We start from the raw sequence: 18,302 nt of genomic DNA, 5'->3' as shown, positions 1-18,302 counted from the left end.
TTACCCATGAAAAAGTTTGTACAACAGATTGTTACCTTTTCACTGCGTAACACGACACTCATTTTGTTTGGTACGATGCTGCTGCTTTTTGCAGGCGTCTACGCATTGCGGCATACGCCGATAGAAGCTTTCCCCGATGTCACCAATACACGTGCTCGCATCATCACGCAATGGCCTGGCCGAAGTGCGGAAGAGATGGAGAAATTGGTGACGTTGCCCATCTCCAAAGAGATGAATAGCATTCCAAAGAAATCTCATATTCGCTCGATTTCTTTATTCGGTCTTTCAGTCGTTACGGTGCAGTTTGAAGATGGTGTGGATGATTTTTATGCACAGCAATATGTAGCCAATAAGCTCAATGGTGTCAACCTGCCCGACGATGTAGATGCAGAGATCGAACCGCCATCTGGCGCCACAGGAGAGATATTTCGCTATGTCATCAAAAGCGACCTTCCGATCAAGGAGGTTTCGGCCATCCAAGATTGGGTGATTGAAAGAGAACTCTTGAGCGTATCTGGCGTAGCCGATATTGTAAGTTTTGGAGGAGAAGAGAAGATCTATGAAATCAAAATTAATCCCACCGAATTAAAAAACTTTGATCTATCACCACTGGATGTGTACGAAGCGGTAGCGCGCTCCAATATCAACGTGGGCGGCGATGTGATCCAGCAGGGTGATCAAGCCTATGTGGTGCGCGGCGTGGGACTTCTAGACAAAATCGAAGATATTGGTAATATTACCATCAAGCTCAATCGATCTACGCCTGTACTAATCAAGAACGTAGCGGATGTCGTGATTTCAAACAAACCTCGATTAGGACAAGTGGGCTATAACGACGAAGATGACTTGGTGCAAGGTATCGTCATCATGCTACGTGGGGAGAATCCGAATGAAGTCATCGAACGATTGAAAACCAAGATCGAAGAGCTCAACACACGAATCCTACCTGATAATGTGCAGATGGAAACGGTGATTGACCGAACTAAGTTGGTAGACAATACTGTGCATACCGTATCTCGAAACCTGATTGAAGGCGTGCTACTGGTTTCATTAATTGTATTCATCTTCTTGTACAATTGGAAATCCACGTTCATTGTGGCATCCGTGATTCCATTGGCATTCCTGTTTGCCATTATTATGCTCAAGATTCAGGGTTTGCCCGCCAATCTGATTTCGATGGGATCGCTAGATTTTGGACTCTTGCTCGAAGGTACGCTGGTGATTGTGGAGACGGTATTTGTGGCACTGGCCACGGTATCGCACCAAGTCGGCAAAGAACGCTTTGCAAAGATGAGTAAGATGGGAATAATCAAGAAAAGCGCCGGTAGCGTCGCTTCCTATATTTTCTTTGCTTTGCTGATTTTGATCGTTGCCTTGCTGCCAATTTTCTCTTTCCAAAAAGTGGAAGGCAAGATGTTTTCGCCTTTAGCATTTACACTGGGTTATGCGCTGTTTGGTTCTCTAATATTGAGCTTAACGTACGTGCCGGCTATGTGTAAGCTGTTATTTACGAAGGATGTGGAGGAGAAAGAAAATGTGATTACGCGCTTTTTCCAACGCAATATATATGGTATGTATGCGGCGGCATTCCGCTATAAAAAAGCGACCATTGCTATATTTGTTGGTATTTTGAGTATTTGTGTGCTGAAGTTTATGCATTACGGTTCCGAATTTTTGCCGCAGCTCAATGAAGGAGCGATCTATATTCGGGCAACTTTGCCTAATAGCATTAGCCTCAAAGAATCTACGCGGCTCACAAAGGAGATGAAGCAGATGATGCGCGAGAGCAGTGATGCGATCGACTTTATTCTTACTCAAACGGGTAGACCCAACGATGGTACCGATCCGACTGGGTTTTTTAATATAGAATTCAACGTGCAGCTCAAAGATGATGGTGAGTGGGAGAGAGGTGTTTCCAAAGAGCAGATCATTCAAGATCTTCGCGAAAAGCTTAACCGCTATCCAGGCATTAATTTCGGCTTTAGCCAGCCGATTCAAGATAACGTCGAGGAATATGTGGCCGGCGTGAAAAGTTCGCTTGTTATTAAAATTTTTGGAGATGACCTCAATGACTTGGAAAGTTATGCCAATCAGGTAGCGGCTTCGATCGAAAAGGTACGTGGCATAACGGATATCAACGTGTACAAAAATATTGGGCAGCCCGAGTTGCGTATTCAGTTGCACGATTCGGAGATGGCCAAATATGGCGTATTTACGGATGATGTACAAGCGGTGATCGCGATGACGATTGGTGGACAGGCGGCGACAAAATTTTACGAGGGAGATCGCCAGTTTGATGTCGTGCTGCGGTTTGAAGAAGGCTATCGAGATACGCCAGAAAAAATCCGTAACATCTTGATTCCAACCAGTAACGGACAAAATATTCCGCTGCAAGAAATTGCGACGGTGGATTATCATACCGGGCCGGCATTTATTTACCGCGAGGGTAATAGTCGCTACATCGGTGTCGGATTTAGCATTGAAGGTCGTGATCTAGGAAGCACCATCGAAGATGCCAAACGCGTGGTAGCAAATGAGGTAAAACTGCCGAAAGAAAACCACATGGAATGGGCAGGCGAATTTGAAAGTAAAGAGCGCGCCGCGCAACAATTAAGCTTGGTAGTGCCAGTATCTTTAGTGCTTATCTTACTGTTGTTGTACTTCAACTTTGGTAATTTTACGGATACGGCAGTAGCCGCACTGACCTTGCCATTCGCCTTTATTGGTGGCTTTATTTCATTATGGATTACCGGCACTATTTTCGGGATCTCAGCGGGGATAGGATTTATCATTTTATTTGGTGTAGCCACGATTGATGGTATTGTATTGATCGGTGTGATTCGAGACAATCTGAATCACAAATACAGCCTTATTGAGGCCATTCAGCAAGGTGTGCGTAGTCGTATTCGCCCAGTCGTGATGATTGCTTTAATGGGGTCAATGGGCTTATTGCCAGCCGCTCTATCTACCGGAATGGGATCCGAAATCCAAAAACCGTTAGCCATTATGATTGTAGGCGGATTACTGATCTGTCTTATTCTTTCGTTCACCATTTTACCGGTTGTTTTCTATTTTGCGCATCGGAAAACTCACCGGTAAAACGGGCTATGTCTAATGATTTTGCTATCTTTGAGGTGATTACAAAAAAGATACTATGTCATCTAAGATTATTTATACAAAAACAGACGAAGCGCCTTTGTTGGCCACTTATTCATTCCTGCCAATTGTGCAAGCATTTGCCAAAACAGCTGATATTGAGGTCGAATTAAAAGACATCTCTTTAGCTGGTAGAATTTTAGCTCATTTCAATGACTCTTTGTCGGAAGATCAAAAAACAGCTGATGCCTTAGCAGAATTAGGTCAGTTGGCAACAACGCCCGAGGCGAATATCATCAAGCTTCCAAATATTTCGGCTTCAGTGCCACAGCTAAAAAATGCGATTGCTGAATTGCAAAAAGCAGGTTATGCTATTCCTAATTATCCAGATACTCCGACAACGGAAGAGGAAAAAAACATAAAAACAACTTATTCGAAGGTATTGGGTTCTGCTGTGAATCCAGTGCTTCGCGAAGGTAACTCTGACCGTCGTGCTCCTAAGGCCGTTAAAAACTATGTAAAAGCCAATCCCCACCGTATGGGAGCTTGGGCAAATGATAGCAAAACGGAAGTAACTTCTATGTCCGAAGGAGATTTCTACGGTTCGGAAACATCTTTGACAGTGGATAGCGATACGCAGTTCAAGATAGAATTTGTCAATGCAGCAGGTACTGTCCAAGAACTAAAAGGTTTTGCTAAGCTAAAAGCAGGTGAAATCATTGATGCATCGGTAATGAGTGTGTCGAAATTAAAAGTTTTCGTGCAAGCTGCGATTGCGGAGGCTAAAGCCTCCGGCGTATTGTTGTCAGCACACTTGAAAGCAACGATGATGAAGGTTTCTGACCCAATTATCTTTGCGGCAATTGTCGAAGTATATTTCAAAGATGTATTCGATCAGTTTGGATCATTGTTCGCAGAGTTAGGTGTAAATACCAATAATGGCTTGGGCGAAGTATACAGCAAGATTGCTGGCCACGACAAAGAAAATGACGTAAAGGCAGCTATTGAAGCAGCCATTGCAGCAGGACCTGATTTGGCGATGGTGAATTCGGATAAAGGAATCACCAACTTACACGTACCTTCTGATGTGATCGTCGATGCATCTATGCCAGCGATGATTCGTATCGGTGGCAAGATGTGGGACAAAGATGGCGCGGAGCGCGATACATTAGCGATCATTCCAGATCGTTCGTATGCTGGCGTTTATAAAGCCGTTATCGAAGATTGCAAGGTGCATGGCGCTTATGATCCTACTACAATGGGATCCGTTCCGAATGTGGGTTTGATGGCGCAAAAAGCCGAAGAATACGGATCACATGATAAGACTTTTCAAGCTACGGATGAAGGTACGATCCGTGTGGTAAATAATGAAGGTGCAGTGCTATTAGAGCAAGCGGTTGCGGAAGGTGATATTTTCCGTATGAGCCAAACCAAAGATGCACCAATCCAAGACTGGGTAAAGTTAGCCGTCAATCGGGCTCGGTTATCCGATACGCCAGCTATTTTCTGGTTAGACAAAGATCGTGCGCACGATCGTGAAATTATTGCTAAGGTAGAACATTACTTGAAAGATCACGATACCAACGATGTGGATATTCGTATCCTAGCACCGATCGAAGCGACGAAATTTTCGGTAGATCGTATTCGTAGAGGGGAAGATACAATCTCAGTAACGGGTAACGTATTACGTGATTACCTAACAGATTTGTTCCCTATTTTAGAATTAGGAACTTCTGCTAAAATGCTTTCTATCGTACCATTGATGAATGGTGGTGGATTGTTTGAAACTGGGGCAGGTGGTTCTGCACCAAAGCACGTTGATCAGTTTGTCACAGAAGGATACTTACGTTGGGATTCATTAGGTGAGTTCTTGGCATTGCAAGCTTCCTTTGAGCATGTAGCACAAACGCAAGACAATAAAAAAGCGCAAATATTAGCGGATGCGTTGGATCAAGCGAATGCTAAATTCTTGGCTAATGATAAATCACCAGCGAGAAAAGTAGGTCAACTAGACAATAGAGGATCACACTTCTACTTGGCAAGTTACTGGGCTGAAGCTTTGGCTGCACAGACTGCGGATTCGGAGTTAGCGGAACGTTTTGCTCCAGTAGCAAAGGTGTTAGCGGAAAACGAATCAAAAATCAATCAAGAGCTGATTGATGCGCAAGGTAAAACACAAGATATTGGTGGCTACTACTTCCCGAAAGATGAGTTAGCTTCTCAAGCGATGCGTCCTTCGGCTACATTGAATAAGACCATCGATGGGTTATACGATAGTGCATCCAATTCGAAGCAATTAGTGACGGACTAGATATAAAGAATCCTAGTATATAAACAAAGAACGCGGTGATTTCACCGCGTTCTTTGTTTATATACACTTTTAAATTCCTTAATCAGGTAAATTTATTATCTTCGCAGCTACATCTACTAATTATCTAATTGATATGAAAAAAATATTATTAACCATTTCCGCTATTGCGGGGTTTGTTTTTATTGGGTCTGCTCAAGATTATGGGTTTGAAAAAGGAAATGTGATTTTGGAAGGATCATTAAGTGCTTTAAGTGCAGATCACAAAAATACCAACAGTAAAACAAGGGAATTCAATTTCTATCCGAAGGCGGGATTTTTTGTTTCAGATAAATTTGCGCTAGGTGTTGACCTAAATACTGGGTCTACTTCTCGAACCAATAATATTGATCTACCAACGGAGGAAACGAATAAGTCAAATATATTTGGCGCTGGGGCTTTTGGTCGGTATTACTTTTTAGAAGTTGGATCTCGCTTCAAAACCTATACAGAACTAGGAGCCAAGTATTTGACTAGCCGTACTCGTATTGAGTCGCAACGTTTTGAAACCCTAGATGCGAGATTTAATGGATTTAACGTCAATGCAGGTATCGGTGCTAATTTTTTCCTAACGGAAAAAATCGCTATTAATTTTATTTTTGCAGATGTACTTCAATATCGAACACAGAAAGAGAAATCACCTAACGCGGAAAGAGATTCTTATTTCACAACCAATATCAATAATTTTGGTAATTTCTTCGCAACAGGAAGCTTTGGTTTGACATTTAAATTATAGTATTTCAACTAATATAGAAAAGCTGATCAGGCTTTTAGAAATTATATAACAACAAGCCCGGCCATTTGGCCGGGCTTGTTTTGTTAAAATAGTTATTACTGCTATTTCAAAATCCTAATATCCTGGATTTTGGGTTAAAGTAGCCGTTCCACTGATTACACTTAAGTCTAACTGATTTTGTGGAATTGGGAAGTAATTGGTTCGCGATATGGCTGTTGCACCACGTACATCCGTGGTGATGGTGCCCTCATACTGATAGAACGCATTCATGGCCGTTTGCAAAATTCCCCAACGAGATAGGTCAAAGAAACGATGTCCTTCCATCGCTAATTCCAATTTCCGCTCAAAATAGATGGCCTTTAAAGCCAAGTCTTGTGAAGAAAAGTAACCTGCTGGATATTCGTTGACCACATAGTTGGCTGCAGGAGTCGCATTAAAACCAGCCAGTGGCGCAGCATTGTTGATATAGCTGTACAACCAGCCTGTAGGCTCAGCAGCACGTGCTCTTACTCGGTTTACATAGGTTTGCGCCTGAGCCAAAGATCCGCCTCCTTGTACCTCTGCTTCCGCTGCCATCAGCAACACATCCGCGAAGCGAATCACCAAAACATTAATGGCGGTACCCGGAGCCCAAGAGCTTTGGTCAGAATAGATATCCTGCGTAGCTTGCCAGTAAATATTCTTTTTATTGCTATAAGGTCCTGCACTCACTTGTTCGCGAATCCAGCTACGTCCCGGATGCAATCCCCAATCGTGGAAAGGAATTCCACGTCTTCCGACGGTCCAATCCAATCGCGGATCGAGTGTGGTATTATCCGGTGTAAATGCAGTAGTAGACGCGATGCCCATATCACTGGCCACGGCGGTGCTATTATAGTTATCCAAGTAAGGCAATCCTGTCGTTGGCGAAGTACGATAGGAATTGACTAGATCTTGCGTTGGCTGGTAGAAACCACAACAACGGAATGGACTTTCATACGGAAAGTTCAGTTTACCTCCAGAATTGGCAAACGTAATGGAGTTTGTTCCATCATTGGCTACCATCTGTATCGCAAATACCGACTCTGCATTGTTCTTAGTTGCGGCGTCAAAGTTGTTTCTAAATGGTACGAGGTCGTAGCGAATGCCATTGACGGTTACCCCATTCGTGATCACATCGGTGAAGATTGTGCGTGCTTCTGTGAATTTTTTCTGATACAAAAGTGTTTTCGCTAAATACGCACCTGCCGCCCATTTATTCACGCGACCGATCTCCGCAAAAGTTGCGGGAAGGTTAGCAAAAGCATACTCAAAATCTGCCTGAATTTGTGGCCAGATATCAGCAGTATTAGGTTGATAATAGCTTTCACTGGTTTCATCAACCCATGGTACTTGATTGAACATTTTCTTCAGATCGAAGTAGAAGTGTGCGCGCAGAAAACGAGCCTGAGCCGCGATTTCCGTACGTTCCTCTTCCGTTAAATCCGTAGCAAGACCCAAGAACCTTAAGGTCTGATTGGCGCGACTGACTCCTTCAAAAGAAGATTTCCATTTATTGTTGAAAAAACCATTACTCGCATCCTGCGTTAGTCGCGCAATTTGATTGATGGCTGGCTGATCTCCTCCATCACTTCCTTTATGCGCTTCACCACCGGCAACACTGCCATAAATCCAGTTATCGGGAGATGATTCCCAAGGGCCACCACCACCGAGACCATCGTCGTTCCGTGCTGCTGCTAATGCCGAGTAGGTTCCAGTTAATAGCGAATTGACCCCAACTTTATTGCTGAGCTGTTCTTCAGTCAGTTCTCCTATCGGAGCTTGATCTAGGAATGATTTGCTACAGCCAGTAATAAGTAGGCTACTGCATAATCCCCATTGTATAATCGATAATAATTTCGTTTTCATAATATGGTGTGTTTAAAAACCAACATTCAATCCAAATAATATTTGGCGCGGTGTGATGTATGTACCTTGGTCAATACCAAAGGCGGTGGTCGAACCTGAAATCTCTGGATCTGGTCCCGAATATTTGGTTAAAGTGAATATATTGGCAGCCTGTACATATATACGAACTCGCTTAAGCTTGGCACGTGTTAGCCATTCCTCTGGCAATGTATAGCCTAGTGCCGCATTACGAAGACGCAGATAATCTCCCTTTTCGACGAAATAGGAGTTCGGCACATCTTTCGTGCTGGCATAACTGGTTAGTTCCTGAATTGGTGCTTTGGCATTCATGTTTTCAGGTGTCCAAGAGTTGTATACAGCCGTATTACTGTTTGCACTACCGTTGAATGAAGAATAGAAATCGGTGTACCAACGTACGTTGTTCCAGATATCGTTACCTGCAACGCCATAAAAGAACGCACTGAAATCCCAGTTTTTATACGTAAGCCCTAAGTTAAGTCCATAACTCATTTTCGGGTTTGGATTTCCTAAGACGGTACGGTCATTCGCATCAATAATACCATCACCATTGATGTCCGCATAGCGGAATCGACCAACACCGATATCTGTTTGGTAGAGCGCTTCTGGGTTGCCAGAGACTTCTCTTGCACCTGCATTGGCTGCGTTTACTTCTTCCTGTGAGTTCCAGAAACCTTCCGTTTGATAGCCGAAGAATGAACCCATTGGATTGCCTACAGAATTTCGAACTACATAACTACCGTTAAAGCGGTATTGCGATCCTATTACGTCGAAGTAATCACTGTTTTGAGAGACGTTCTGAATCACGTTTTTATACGTAGTCAATGTACCTGTGGTAGTCAGCTTTAACTCTGGTCCTAGCTTAAAGTTTCCAGTGATCGCTACATCTAAACCAGAGTTTTTCATCCGTGCCACATTAGCAAATGGTTGCGATGCCCGTCCTGCTGTTCCAGGAAGTTCTGGATTGTATAATAAGTCGTCGATTACTTTGGTATAATAATCTACGTTTAATTCCAACTGGGAGAATAACGTCGCATCGAAACCAATGTTGGTGTTGATGTTTTTCTCCCAACGGGCGTCGGGATTTCCGATGCGAAATGGTTGGACACCGAGCACGGTACTGTTCCCAGAACCGGTAATGTCATAATAAGACGAGCGGCGCACACCTACAAAAGTGTTAAAGGAATTACGCGAGTTGACGTTCAACTGATTTCCCATTACTCCATAACCACCTCGAATCTTGAAGTCATTCAGCCAATTTTTCGTATCGGCCATAAAGTTCTCGTCGGATATGCGCCATCCAGCACTAACGGCTGGGAACCAACCCGATTGGTTATTTAGGAATTTGGAGGAGGCATCACGGCGTAATGTTAATCCCAATAAATATTTCTGCTTAAAGTTGTAGTCAACACGTCCAATTAAAGAAGACAACGTAGAAGCATCTCTTGCCGATCGAGCCGTCTGCGCACCGAACCCAGTGTTTAGATCGACAAAATCACGGTCGAAAGATACATATCCTTGTGTGCTGGCCTCCATAAACCGGAAGTTTTCTTGATAAGACTCCGTACCTAATACCACCGATATGTCGTGGATATTATTAAAGTTCTGCTTGTAGTTGATGGTGTTGGTCCAGGTCCAGTTCCAAGCATTGGTAGAATTTTCCGTGTAGGCATTGGCTACTTCATTTTCTAAGTTTTCGTACTGCGGAAATATGAAGCGTTGCGAGTGACCCGAAAGGATTTCTCCACCGAATACAGTACGTGCAGTAAAGTTCTTCCATAGATCTACCTCGGCAAATACATTACCGATGAGGCGGTTATTCTGGCTGCGATTGTTACGTGTACGATCCACGATCGCTACCGGGTTTCGTGCATTACCTAATCCTCCACCTGCAGTTCCAGCATAGTTTCCCATAATATCGTAAACCGGAATGATGGGTGCCTGACGGAAACTCATTCCGATGGCGCTACCTTCATCTAAATCGCCGATCCCATCATTTCCTAATCCGTCAGTTATCGATCCTTCTTCCGTTTGCGGAGATCGCCGTAAGGAGTAGGTGATGTTTTCTCCAATGCGTACTCGGTTACCGATTTTATAATTGGAATTCGCTCGGATGGTGTAGCGATTCATATAGGTGTTTTTCAAAACTCCTTGTTGGTCAAAATAGTTTGCCGAGAATAAGAATGCCCCTTTTTCGTTACCGTGGCTCACCGCGATATTATGGCTCATAATAGGCGCATTTTCAAAGATTTCATCTGCCCAATCCGTACCGGCATGATTAGCACGGTTGATGCGGTAAAAATCTCCGGCATTCCGATCGAAGTAATTAGGATTTACATTGTATAATGCAGGATTCACACGCGGATCTCCTTCCATAGCGCCTTGCGGCGCGATGTAGTCTGGTAATCTTGGTTCGGCGCCAGAGCCATATAGATCACTGCCTACAGCAACACCACTATTGCGTTGCGCTTGAAAAGTTAGGCGAGCATTATCGAGCGGTGTAGCGATGTCCCAAATATTACCTGAGATCGGGCGCTGACTTCCGTAAAACATGTCGTAATTCACACGGACTTCACCATCTTGCTTTCCTTTTTTGGTGGTAATGATAATAACACCGTTGGCAGCACGTGCACCATAAATGGAAGCTGAACCCGCGTCTTTCAACACTTGCATCTGATCGATATCATTCGGATTCAAATCCACGATGTTTTGGATCGGAATTCCATCTACAACGTACAAAGGGGAGTTGTTACCAAAGGTATTGATACCGCGGATGCGAACTTCTGGTTCGCGACCGGGTTGGCCTGAACCAGTAACTGTTACGCCGGAAGCCTGTCCTTGCAATTGATTATTGATTTGGCCAGATGGTTGGCGGTTCATCTCCGAAACGTTCACCACAGAAACCGCACTAGTCAGGTCTTTACGCCGTTGTGTCGCATAACCCGTTACGACGACTTCATCCAGATTGCTCGTAGATTCGTTCAGTTGCACCGTGTAATTATCTGTTGCAGATGTTACGGGTACATCTTTTTGCGTATAACCGATGTAATCAAACGTAAGCACATCGCCGCTTTTGGCGGTGATCTCAAAGCTGCCATCTTCTTCCGTACGCGTACTTACATTCGTGCCTTTCACGGTGATGCCTACACCTTGGATGCCTTGTTTGCTTGTGGCATCCACTACTTTACCGCGAATGGTACTTTGTGCTGAAGCGCGTAAGAGAAGAATTTTTTCGTTTTCTAATTTGTATTGCACTTGGAGGTCGGCTTGTATTTGATTCAATAGCTGACCAAGCACCCAGTCTGTCGTTTTCAGATCGAGCATACGCGTTGTTTGCAATATCGATGGACTGTAGACAAATTTGATTTCTGTCTGTTTTTCGATTTCGTTAATCGTCCGTTGCAAACTGATTTTTTTCTCAGTGAGTGTCACTTTTTGATGCGTTGGGTTTTCGCTTTCCGCAGCCTGCGATTTTGCCCCGATCACCAGCGCTAAGAATAGCAAGCCGCAGCGGAGCGCTTTTCTATTCATGGCGACTAATCTGGAACTGTATTTTGTGAAGTTCATAATTCTGGGTTTTTATGTTTACCAATTGGTTTTTTCGATCAGATGTGCATCTGTTCGTTCACCTCGTTGTCGGCAGATTAGAAGACTGCCGGATAAGAATTGAGTTTTTGTTTTTATCATAAATGTGTGTTTAAATGTTAGTGGTTATAAAATTGAAATTTGGCGATCGTGGATTACATAACGCGTGGCCGTTACAGCGCAGATCAAATCCAGTTGTTCGAAGAGCGTTAGGTTGTCCAAATCTCCGGTAAATGTGGTGCTGGTGTGGGTCGGGGTTACCCGAATGTCTAGCTCATAGATTTTGCTAAGCTTGTTGGCCAATTTCGGTAAATCAATGGCCTGAAAGCGTACTTGGGCGAGCAGTGCTTTATCTAACAAGACAGGTTTTGGTTTTTCTACGATGGTAGCTTGTAGGGTTTCTCTTTTCTTATTGAATACCGCGCGATGATTGCTGGTTAGTGTAAGCTCGTTGGTTTGCGATTTTGCAAAAAGACGGAGTGCCAAGGAAGTGTCGTGGCAGGTCTGTGTCACCTGAACTTTGCCGGAGTACACGATCACTTCGCTTTGCTCGTTATCAGTATCCTGTATCAGGAATTGAGTGCCAAGTACTTGCGTGGTCATCTTACCGTGCAATACTCGGAAAGGACGTAGCGGATCGCTCGTAATATCAAAAATGGCACTTCCTTCGAGCGATACTTTCCGCTGCGAAAATTCAGCAGCATAAGTCAAACTACCACCTTGCAATAATTGGATGATCGATCCATCGGGTAAGTCTACACGTATGGTATCGTTGCCATCATTGCGTACAACTTCTAGCGCTGTTGCTGGTTGCCAAAATGTAAACACTAAAATGGGCAATAGCAGAGCGGCTGCGAGAGCTATCCAGGTATAAGAGGTTTGGGATAATTTGATGATTGGTTTGGAAGCCGACTTGGCTTGCGAAATCTTGTGCCACAGGCGTTCTTCCATGGCTTGGTAATCTTCCTCGTGCAAAGATAATTTTTCCTTTTCAGGAAGGCTGTCGTACCATTTTTCGATCATGCGTGCTTCTTCGGACGTGCAGGTTCTTTGCAGGTACCGCTGCAGTATTGCTTGAAATTGTTTGCGACTCATCAGAAAAGTCAGTTTATAATGTTTACATAGGTTAGCGAAAGCAGATTTCAATCTCGCGATCTACTCTATAAGTAGCACAAGTGCGATGTATCCCTAAAAGAAATTGAAATTATTTTTTATTTCCTTTGTTTAAGAAAAAATAAGTGTTATGCTAACACTTGTAGCGAGAAGAGCCACAGCAAGGTAGTCGCGTAGGATGATACGTAACGACTTTAACGATTTAGTAATGTGATATTCTACTGCTTTTTCGGAGAGATGCAGTGCCAGCGCAATTTTTTTGATGGGCTGGTATTCTAGTCGACTCATTACAAATATTTGCCTTGTTTTTGGAGGAAGTTGTTCTAATCCATCATAGAGTTGTGTCATCAGTTCTTTAGCGGCCAAGCCGTCTAGGCTGCTGTGTTGTTGTTGCGATTCTTCTTCAGATTTGGTTACGTTGGCAAAGCGTTCTGCTTTAATGACTGATCTGAGGTGATTGATAAAACTAAATCGGGCGGCCGCATCAAGATAGGAGGGCAGAAACTGAATCTGCAAATCTGCACGTCGTTCCCAAAGAGAAACGAAGATTTTTTGCGTGAGCTCTTCAGCTAATTCCATGTCTCCGGATTTAGCATAAAGCTGTCTAAATAATGATCGCCAAAAACGCCGGTAAATCTCTTCAAATGCGCTGTGATCGCTCTTTTTTAACATGGACAGCAGCATCTCGTTGGTTAGTTTAGAGTTCTGCATAGGTTGATTATAATAAGTAATGATAAATATATATAATTTTTGTTACAAACCACAAAATCCTATATACGAAAAAAGCTCCCAGTAGGACTGGAAGCTTTTAGATTTTTCAGATTGAAAATCGATCACACTTTGATTTCCACTTCAACGCCTGAAGGCAATTCAAGTTTCATCAACGCGTCAACTGTTTTCGAGTTAGAAGAGTAGATATCCAATAGTCTTTTGTAAGCACTTAATTGGAACTGCTCACGCGCTTTTTTGTTAACGTGTGGTGAACGTAAAACGGTATAGATTTTTTTCTCAGTAGGCAATGGAATAGGTCCGCTTACTACTGCACCTGTAGGTTTTACTGTTTTTACGATTTTCTCAGCTGACTTGTCAACCAAGTTGTAATCGTAAGATTTCAATTTGATTCTGATTCTTTGGCTCATTGTTTATTGTTTAAATGTTAAAAATGATCGCCAATTAGAGCTATTAACAACTGGCGACCGGGTTTTATTTTAGGAAGGACTGTATTATTCTACAGAACCTTTTACTCTACCTTTTGATTTCGCGACTACATCTTCTACGACGTTACGAGGCGCTTCTGCATAGTGATCGAACTCCATCGTAGATGTAGCACGTCCAGAAGTAATCGTACGCAATTGAGTTACATAACCAAACATCTCAGAAAGTGGAACTAATGCTTTGATTACCTGTGCACCGTTACGAGAGTCAAGACCTTGCATCTGACCACGACGACGGTTCAAGTCACCCATTACATCACCCATGTTCTCTTCTGGAGTCAACACTTCGATTTTCATGATTGGCTCCATCAATACTGGAGAACATTTTGGCAATGCCTCACGGTATGCTTGACGACCAGCTAACTCGAAAGATAGCGCATCTGAATCGACTGCGTGGAATGATCCATCAATCAAACGAACTTTCATGCCTGATAATGGATACCCGGCCAATACACCGTTTACCATAGATGACTCAAATCCTTTTTGAACAGAAGGGATAAATTCTTTAGGAATTTTACCACCAACGATTTCGTTTACAAACTGAAGCGGAGATTTTGTTGCGTCATAATCTTCATCTGCTGGAGAGATAACGATTTTGATATCAGCAAATTTACCACGACCACCAGATTGTTTCTTGAATACCTCGCGGTGCTCTGTGGTACCGTTGATAGATTCTTTATAAGATACTTGTGGAGCTCCTTGGTTTACTTCTACTTTGAACTCACGTTTCAAACGATCGATCAAAATTTCCAAGTGAAGCTCACCCATACCAGAGATAACTGTTTGACCAGTTTCTTCGTCTGTTTTTACAACAAACGTAGGATCCTCTTCAGCCAATTTACCAAGACCAATACCTAAACGGTCCATATCAGCTTGCGTTTTTGGCTCGATAGCTAAACCGATAACTGGCTCAGGGAAGTTCATAGACTCTAACACGATTGGGTGTTTTTCGTCACATAAAGTATCACCTGTTTTGATGTCTTTGAAACCAACTACAGCACCGATATCACCTGCCTCAATGAAAGGGATAGGATTTTGCTTGTTAGCATGCATTTGGAAGATACGAGAGATACGCTCTTTGTTGCCTGAACGCGTATTCAATACGTAAGAACCAGCATCTAATTTACCTGAGTATGCACGGATGAAACACAAACGACCTACGAATGGGTCAGTTGCAATTTTGAAACCTAAAGCTGCGAAAGGCTCTTTAACATCTGGCTTACGCAATAACTCTGCGCCAGTGTCAGGATGAGTACCTTTAACACCTTCAGAATCCATTGGCGAAGGCAATAATTCCATCACCAAATCAAGCATGGTTTGCACACCTTTGTTTTTGAAAGATGAACCACATACCATTGGTACGATAGAGTTATCTAATACTGCAGCACGTAACGCGTTTAAAATTTCGCGCTCTGTTAAAGAGTTTGGATCTTCGAAGAATTTCTCCATCAAAGTTTCGTCGTAACCAGCTACTGCTTCTAGTAATTTTTCGCGGTATTCAGCTACTTCATCCAACATATCTTCTGGAATAGGAACTTCTGTAAAAGTCATTCCTTTATCTTCTTCATTCCATACGATACCACGGTTGTTGATCAAATCAACTACACCTTTGAATGTGTCTTCAGCACCGATTGGCAATTGCAAAGCAACAGCATCCGAACCTAACATAGATTTTACTTGGCCAACTACTTTCAAAAAGTCAGCACCAGAACGGTCCATTTTATTTACGAAACCGATACGTGGTACAGCATAGTTGTCTGCCAAGCGCCAGTTAGTCTCAGACTGTGGCTCTACTCCGTCTACTGCGGAGAATAAGAACACCAATCCATCTAATACGCGCAAAGAACGGTTTACCTCTACGGTAAAGTCAACGTGTCCTGGTGTATCGATAACGTTTACTTGGTATTTATTGTCGCGGTAGTTCCAGAAAACAGTAGTAGCTGCTGAAGTGATCGTGATACCACGCTCAGCTTCTTGCTCCATCCAGTCCATGGTAGATGCACCTTCGTGAACCTCACCGATTTTGTGGTTTACGCCAGAGTAGTAAAGAATACGCTCTGTCGTTGTAGTCTTACCAGCATCGATGTGGGCAGCGATACCGATATTTCTAGTTAATCTTAAATCTCTTGCCATAATAATTTTAAAGCGATAGGCTTAATGCCTGTATTTTGTTCAATGTTTTTAAATAAGTACACCGGCTTTGTCAAACCCTTGCGGGATGTCAAAGCCGGCGTATGCCTTATTAGATTCTCGTTGTTTTCACGATTAGAATCTGAAGTGTGAGAACGCTTTGTTAGCTTCCGCCATTTTATGCGTATCTTCTTTCTTCTTCACAGCTGCACCTTCACCTTTAGAAGCTGAAATGATTTCTCCTGCTAATTTTTCGAACATGGTTTTTTCACCACGTTTACGAGCATAAGAAATTAACCATTTCATACCCAAAGCGATTTTACGATCTGGACGAACTTCCATAGGAACTTGGAAGTTAGCACCACCTACACGACGTGATTTTACCTCTACGGCTGGCATCACGTTGTTCAATGCTTTTTTCCAAGCTTCAAGACCGCTCTCTTGAGTTTTTGATTCTACTAATTCTACTGCATCGTAAAAGATAGAATATGCGATAGATTTTTTACCATCGAACATCATGTTATTTACGAAACGCGTTACCTGGACGTCATTAAACTTCGGATCAGGTAAAATGATTCTCTTTTTTGGTTTTGACTTTCTCATTTTATTTTCCTCCGTTTAATTATTTCTTTTTGCCTTTTGCAGGAGCTGCTGCTGCTTGTCCTGGTTTAGGACGTTTTGTTCCGTATTTAGAACGACGTTGGTTACGACCAGCTACACCTGATGTATCTAGTGCACCACGGATGATGTGGTAACGTACACCTGGTAAATCTTTCACACGACCACCGCGGATCAATACGATAGAGTGTTCTTGCAAGTTGTGGCCTTCTCCTGGAATGTAGGCATTCACCTCTTTACCATTTGTAAGACGTACACGCGCAACTTTACGCATTGCTGAGTTTGGTTTTTTAGGGGTAGTAGTATATACACGTGTACATACACCTCTTCGCTGTGGACATGAGTCCAACGCTGGTGACTTACTCTTGTCAACCAGAGCTACTCTACCTTTTCTAACTAATTGTTGAATAGTAGGCATTTACCTGTTCTAGTTTTTATTCGTTTAAAATAATTTTTTAAAGTTCGCAAAGATACTTATTCCCTTTTGAATATTAAATAGTTAGAAGATAAAATTTGAATGTTTTTTCAACGTTCGGGCGGCCTTATAGGTTTAATAGCTTTGCCTGAGCTCGTGTAGGCTTAATAAGTACCTGCTCATTCAGTCTATCTCTGTTGGTCTTATGTTTACTAATAATGTTTTTTGTTTTACCATTATCGTATCGATTTGGCACATATTTTGCCAAAGGCATAATTAATTAAAGCATTTAAACATTATCTATTAAAACTATGAAAACTACTTGGGTTTCCGCCATTATGTTGGCGCTTTTGACGTTTGTGTTCGTTGGATGTTCTAAGGATGATAATCCTTCACAAACTGATGGCAGTATTGATGCGGCTGTCGGTACGTTTAAGGGTACTTTAGACATAACTGATGGGCGTGGTCAAATATTTGATCAAACGATCGTCGTAACAAAAGTTTCCAATGAGAGGGTTAAGGTGACGGTTAGTGATGCATCGCTAAATTTGCCTGCTAGAGAATTTAACGTTACAAATAATGCAAATTATTCTATCCAAGCGGCAGCAACGGAGCCAGGAGCTGCATTCTTGTTCGAGGTTGGAAATAAGACGATTGTTTATTTGGCTAAGCCGATGGCGCAAGGTGATGTGACATTCAAGTTTGATGGAGCTAAGCAATAATCTACATTCTTAAAGATAAAAAAGCCGGATCTACAATTAGATCCGGCTTTTTTTATGAAGACTCACATGCATACGCTTTTAGGCGGATACATGCACTGCGCTCTTTTGCCTCTGCGGCTTACAATACATCCCTTATCTCTTCGACCTTGTCGAATACGCTTTTGGCAAAAGGACACAAGGGCAAAATTTTGACGTTGTTCTTTCTGGCAAAGCTTACGGCTTCCATTAGCATTGTTTTACCTACGCTTCTTCCTTTAAAGTCGGGATCTACTTCTGTATGATCTATAATGATGCGAGTGTCGCCTGCCCAAGAATACGTCATTCGCCCAGCCTCTGTCTCATCTTCTACGGCTTTGAAGAAACCTTTGCTATCCCGATTGCTCTGTTCTACGTGCATATTGTTTATGTGTTTATAACAGGT

At 42.8% G+C, this 18,302-nt stretch carries 13 protein-coding genes; 4 read left to right on the top strand and 9 right to left on the bottom strand.

The window, feature by feature from the left end:
• Nucleotides 1–6: 6 nt before the first annotated feature.
• The 3 genes from AC3IRT_RS14085 (at nucleotide 7) to AC3IRT_RS14075 (ending at nucleotide 6,179) form a co-directional block, all read left to right on the top strand.
• Nucleotides 7–3,099, top strand: coding sequence for an efflux RND transporter permease subunit (locus tag AC3IRT_RS14085; RefSeq protein ID WP_489393845.1), 3,093 nt, complete (start codon nucleotides 7–9; stop codon nucleotides 3,097–3,099).
• 55 nt (nucleotides 3,100–3,154) lie between these two features.
• On the top strand, nucleotides 3,155–5,407 hold the full coding sequence (locus AC3IRT_RS14080; RefSeq protein WP_489393844.1) for an NADP-dependent isocitrate dehydrogenase: 2,253 nt from the start codon (nucleotides 3,155–3,157) through the stop codon (nucleotides 5,405–5,407).
• 133 nt (nucleotides 5,408–5,540) lie between these two features.
• Nucleotides 5,541–6,179, top strand: coding sequence for an outer membrane beta-barrel protein (locus AC3IRT_RS14075; RefSeq protein WP_489393843.1), 639 nt, complete (start codon nucleotides 5,541–5,543; stop codon nucleotides 6,177–6,179).
• Nucleotides 6,180–6,293: 114 nt separating this feature from the next.
• On the opposite strand, the gene AC3IRT_RS14070 is transcribed toward AC3IRT_RS14075, so the two are convergent.
• The 8 genes from AC3IRT_RS14070 to rpsL all read right to left on the bottom strand — a co-directional run bounded on the left by AC3IRT_RS14070 (nucleotide 6,294) and on the right by rpsL (nucleotide 17,162).
• The gene (locus AC3IRT_RS14070) at nucleotides 6,294–8,066 is read right to left on the bottom strand and encodes a RagB/SusD family nutrient uptake outer membrane protein (protein ID WP_489393842.1); all 1,773 of its coding nucleotides are present in this window, start codon (nucleotides 8,064–8,066) and stop codon (nucleotides 6,294–6,296) included.
• Nucleotides 8,067–8,078: 12 nt separating this feature from the next.
• Nucleotides 8,079–11,651 (bottom strand): SusC/RagA family TonB-linked outer membrane protein, encoded by a 3,573-nt coding sequence (locus AC3IRT_RS14065; protein WP_489393841.1) that lies wholly within the window; start codon nucleotides 11,649–11,651, stop codon nucleotides 8,079–8,081.
• A 144-nt stretch (nucleotides 11,652–11,795) separates the two neighbouring features.
• On the bottom strand, nucleotides 11,796–12,764 hold the full coding sequence (locus AC3IRT_RS14060) for a FecR family protein (protein ID WP_489393840.1): 969 nt from the start codon (nucleotides 12,762–12,764) through the stop codon (nucleotides 11,796–11,798).
• Between the two features lie 129 nt (nucleotides 12,765–12,893).
• Nucleotides 12,894–13,493 carry a sigma-70 family RNA polymerase sigma factor gene (locus AC3IRT_RS14055; RefSeq protein ID WP_489393839.1) on the bottom strand — a complete coding sequence of 200 codons (600 nt, stop codon included), beginning with the start codon at nucleotides 13,491–13,493 and terminating at the stop codon, nucleotides 12,894–12,896.
• A gap of 122 nt (nucleotides 13,494–13,615) precedes the next feature.
• On the bottom strand, nucleotides 13,616–13,921 hold the full coding sequence (rpsJ, locus tag AC3IRT_RS14050) for a 30S ribosomal protein S10 (RefSeq protein ID WP_066753028.1): 306 nt from the start codon (nucleotides 13,919–13,921) through the stop codon (nucleotides 13,616–13,618).
• Between the two features lie 84 nt (nucleotides 13,922–14,005).
• Nucleotides 14,006–16,129, bottom strand: coding sequence for an elongation factor G (gene fusA / locus AC3IRT_RS14045; protein WP_489393838.1), 2,124 nt, complete (start codon nucleotides 16,127–16,129; stop codon nucleotides 14,006–14,008).
• Nucleotides 16,130–16,261: 132 nt separating this feature from the next.
• Complete coding sequence (gene rpsG, locus AC3IRT_RS14040) at nucleotides 16,262–16,729, bottom strand: 30S ribosomal protein S7 (RefSeq protein WP_489393837.1); 468 nt, start codon at nucleotides 16,727–16,729, stop codon at nucleotides 16,262–16,264.
• Nucleotides 16,730–16,748: 19 nt separating this feature from the next.
• Nucleotides 16,749–17,162, bottom strand: a complete 414-nt coding sequence (gene rpsL, locus AC3IRT_RS14035; protein WP_002993550.1) for a 30S ribosomal protein S12 — start codon at nucleotides 17,160–17,162, stop codon at nucleotides 16,749–16,751.
• A gap of 308 nt (nucleotides 17,163–17,470) precedes the next feature.
• Here rpsL and AC3IRT_RS14030 point away from each other — a divergent pair, with 308 nt between their 5' ends.
• Nucleotides 17,471–17,881, top strand: coding sequence for a hypothetical protein (locus AC3IRT_RS14030; protein WP_489393836.1), 411 nt, complete (start codon nucleotides 17,471–17,473; stop codon nucleotides 17,879–17,881).
• Between the two features lie 118 nt (nucleotides 17,882–17,999).
• Here AC3IRT_RS14030 and AC3IRT_RS14025 read toward each other — a convergent pair whose 3' ends face one another.
• Complete coding sequence (locus AC3IRT_RS14025) at nucleotides 18,000–18,278, bottom strand: GNAT family N-acetyltransferase (protein ID WP_489393835.1); 279 nt, start codon at nucleotides 18,276–18,278, stop codon at nucleotides 18,000–18,002.
• Nucleotides 18,279–18,302 lie beyond the last annotated feature (24 nt).

The sequence above is a fragment of the Sphingobacterium sp. KH_072 genome (genome assembly GCF_057837975.1).
Note: the sequence above shows the minus strand (reverse complement) of the source record. Positions and strands in the feature narration are given on the sequence as shown.

Excerpts from the sequence above, each read along its gene's own strand:
- AC3IRT_RS14070 (WP_489393842.1), bottom strand. The coding sequence starts at position 8,066 with ATGAAAACGAAATTATTATCGATTATACAATGGGGATTATGCAGTAGC.
- rpsL (WP_002993550.1), bottom strand. The coding sequence starts at position 17,162 with ATGCCTACTATTCAACAATTAGTTAGAAAAGGTAGAGTAGCTCTGGTT.
- AC3IRT_RS14080 (WP_489393844.1), top strand. The coding sequence starts at position 3,155 with ATGTCATCTAAGATTATTTATACAAAAACAGACGAAGCGCCTTTGTTG.
- AC3IRT_RS14085 (WP_489393845.1), top strand. The coding sequence starts at position 7 with ATGAAAAAGTTTGTACAACAGATTGTTACCTTTTCACTGCGTAACACG.
- AC3IRT_RS14075 (WP_489393843.1), top strand. The coding sequence starts at position 5,541 with ATGAAAAAAATATTATTAACCATTTCCGCTATTGCGGGGTTTGTTTTT.
- AC3IRT_RS14060 (WP_489393840.1), bottom strand. The coding sequence starts at position 12,764 with ATGAGTCGCAAACAATTTCAAGCAATACTGCAGCGGTACCTGCAAAGA.
- AC3IRT_RS14055 (WP_489393839.1), bottom strand. The coding sequence starts at position 13,493 with ATGCAGAACTCTAAACTAACCAACGAGATGCTGCTGTCCATGTTAAAA.
- AC3IRT_RS14065 (WP_489393841.1), bottom strand. The coding sequence starts at position 11,651 with ATGAACTTCACAAAATACAGTTCCAGATTAGTCGCCATGAATAGAAAA.
- AC3IRT_RS14030 (WP_489393836.1), top strand. The coding sequence starts at position 17,471 with ATGAAAACTACTTGGGTTTCCGCCATTATGTTGGCGCTTTTGACGTTT.
- rpsG (WP_489393837.1), bottom strand. The coding sequence starts at position 16,729 with ATGAGAAAGTCAAAACCAAAAAAGAGAATCATTTTACCTGATCCGAAG.
- fusA (WP_489393838.1), bottom strand. The coding sequence starts at position 16,129 with ATGGCAAGAGATTTAAGATTAACTAGAAATATCGGTATCGCTGCCCAC.
- AC3IRT_RS14025 (WP_489393835.1), bottom strand. The coding sequence starts at position 18,278 with ATGCACGTAGAACAGAGCAATCGGGATAGCAAAGGTTTCTTCAAAGCC.
- rpsJ (WP_066753028.1), bottom strand. The coding sequence starts at position 13,921 with ATGAGCCAAAGAATCAGAATCAAATTGAAATCTTACGATTACAACTTG.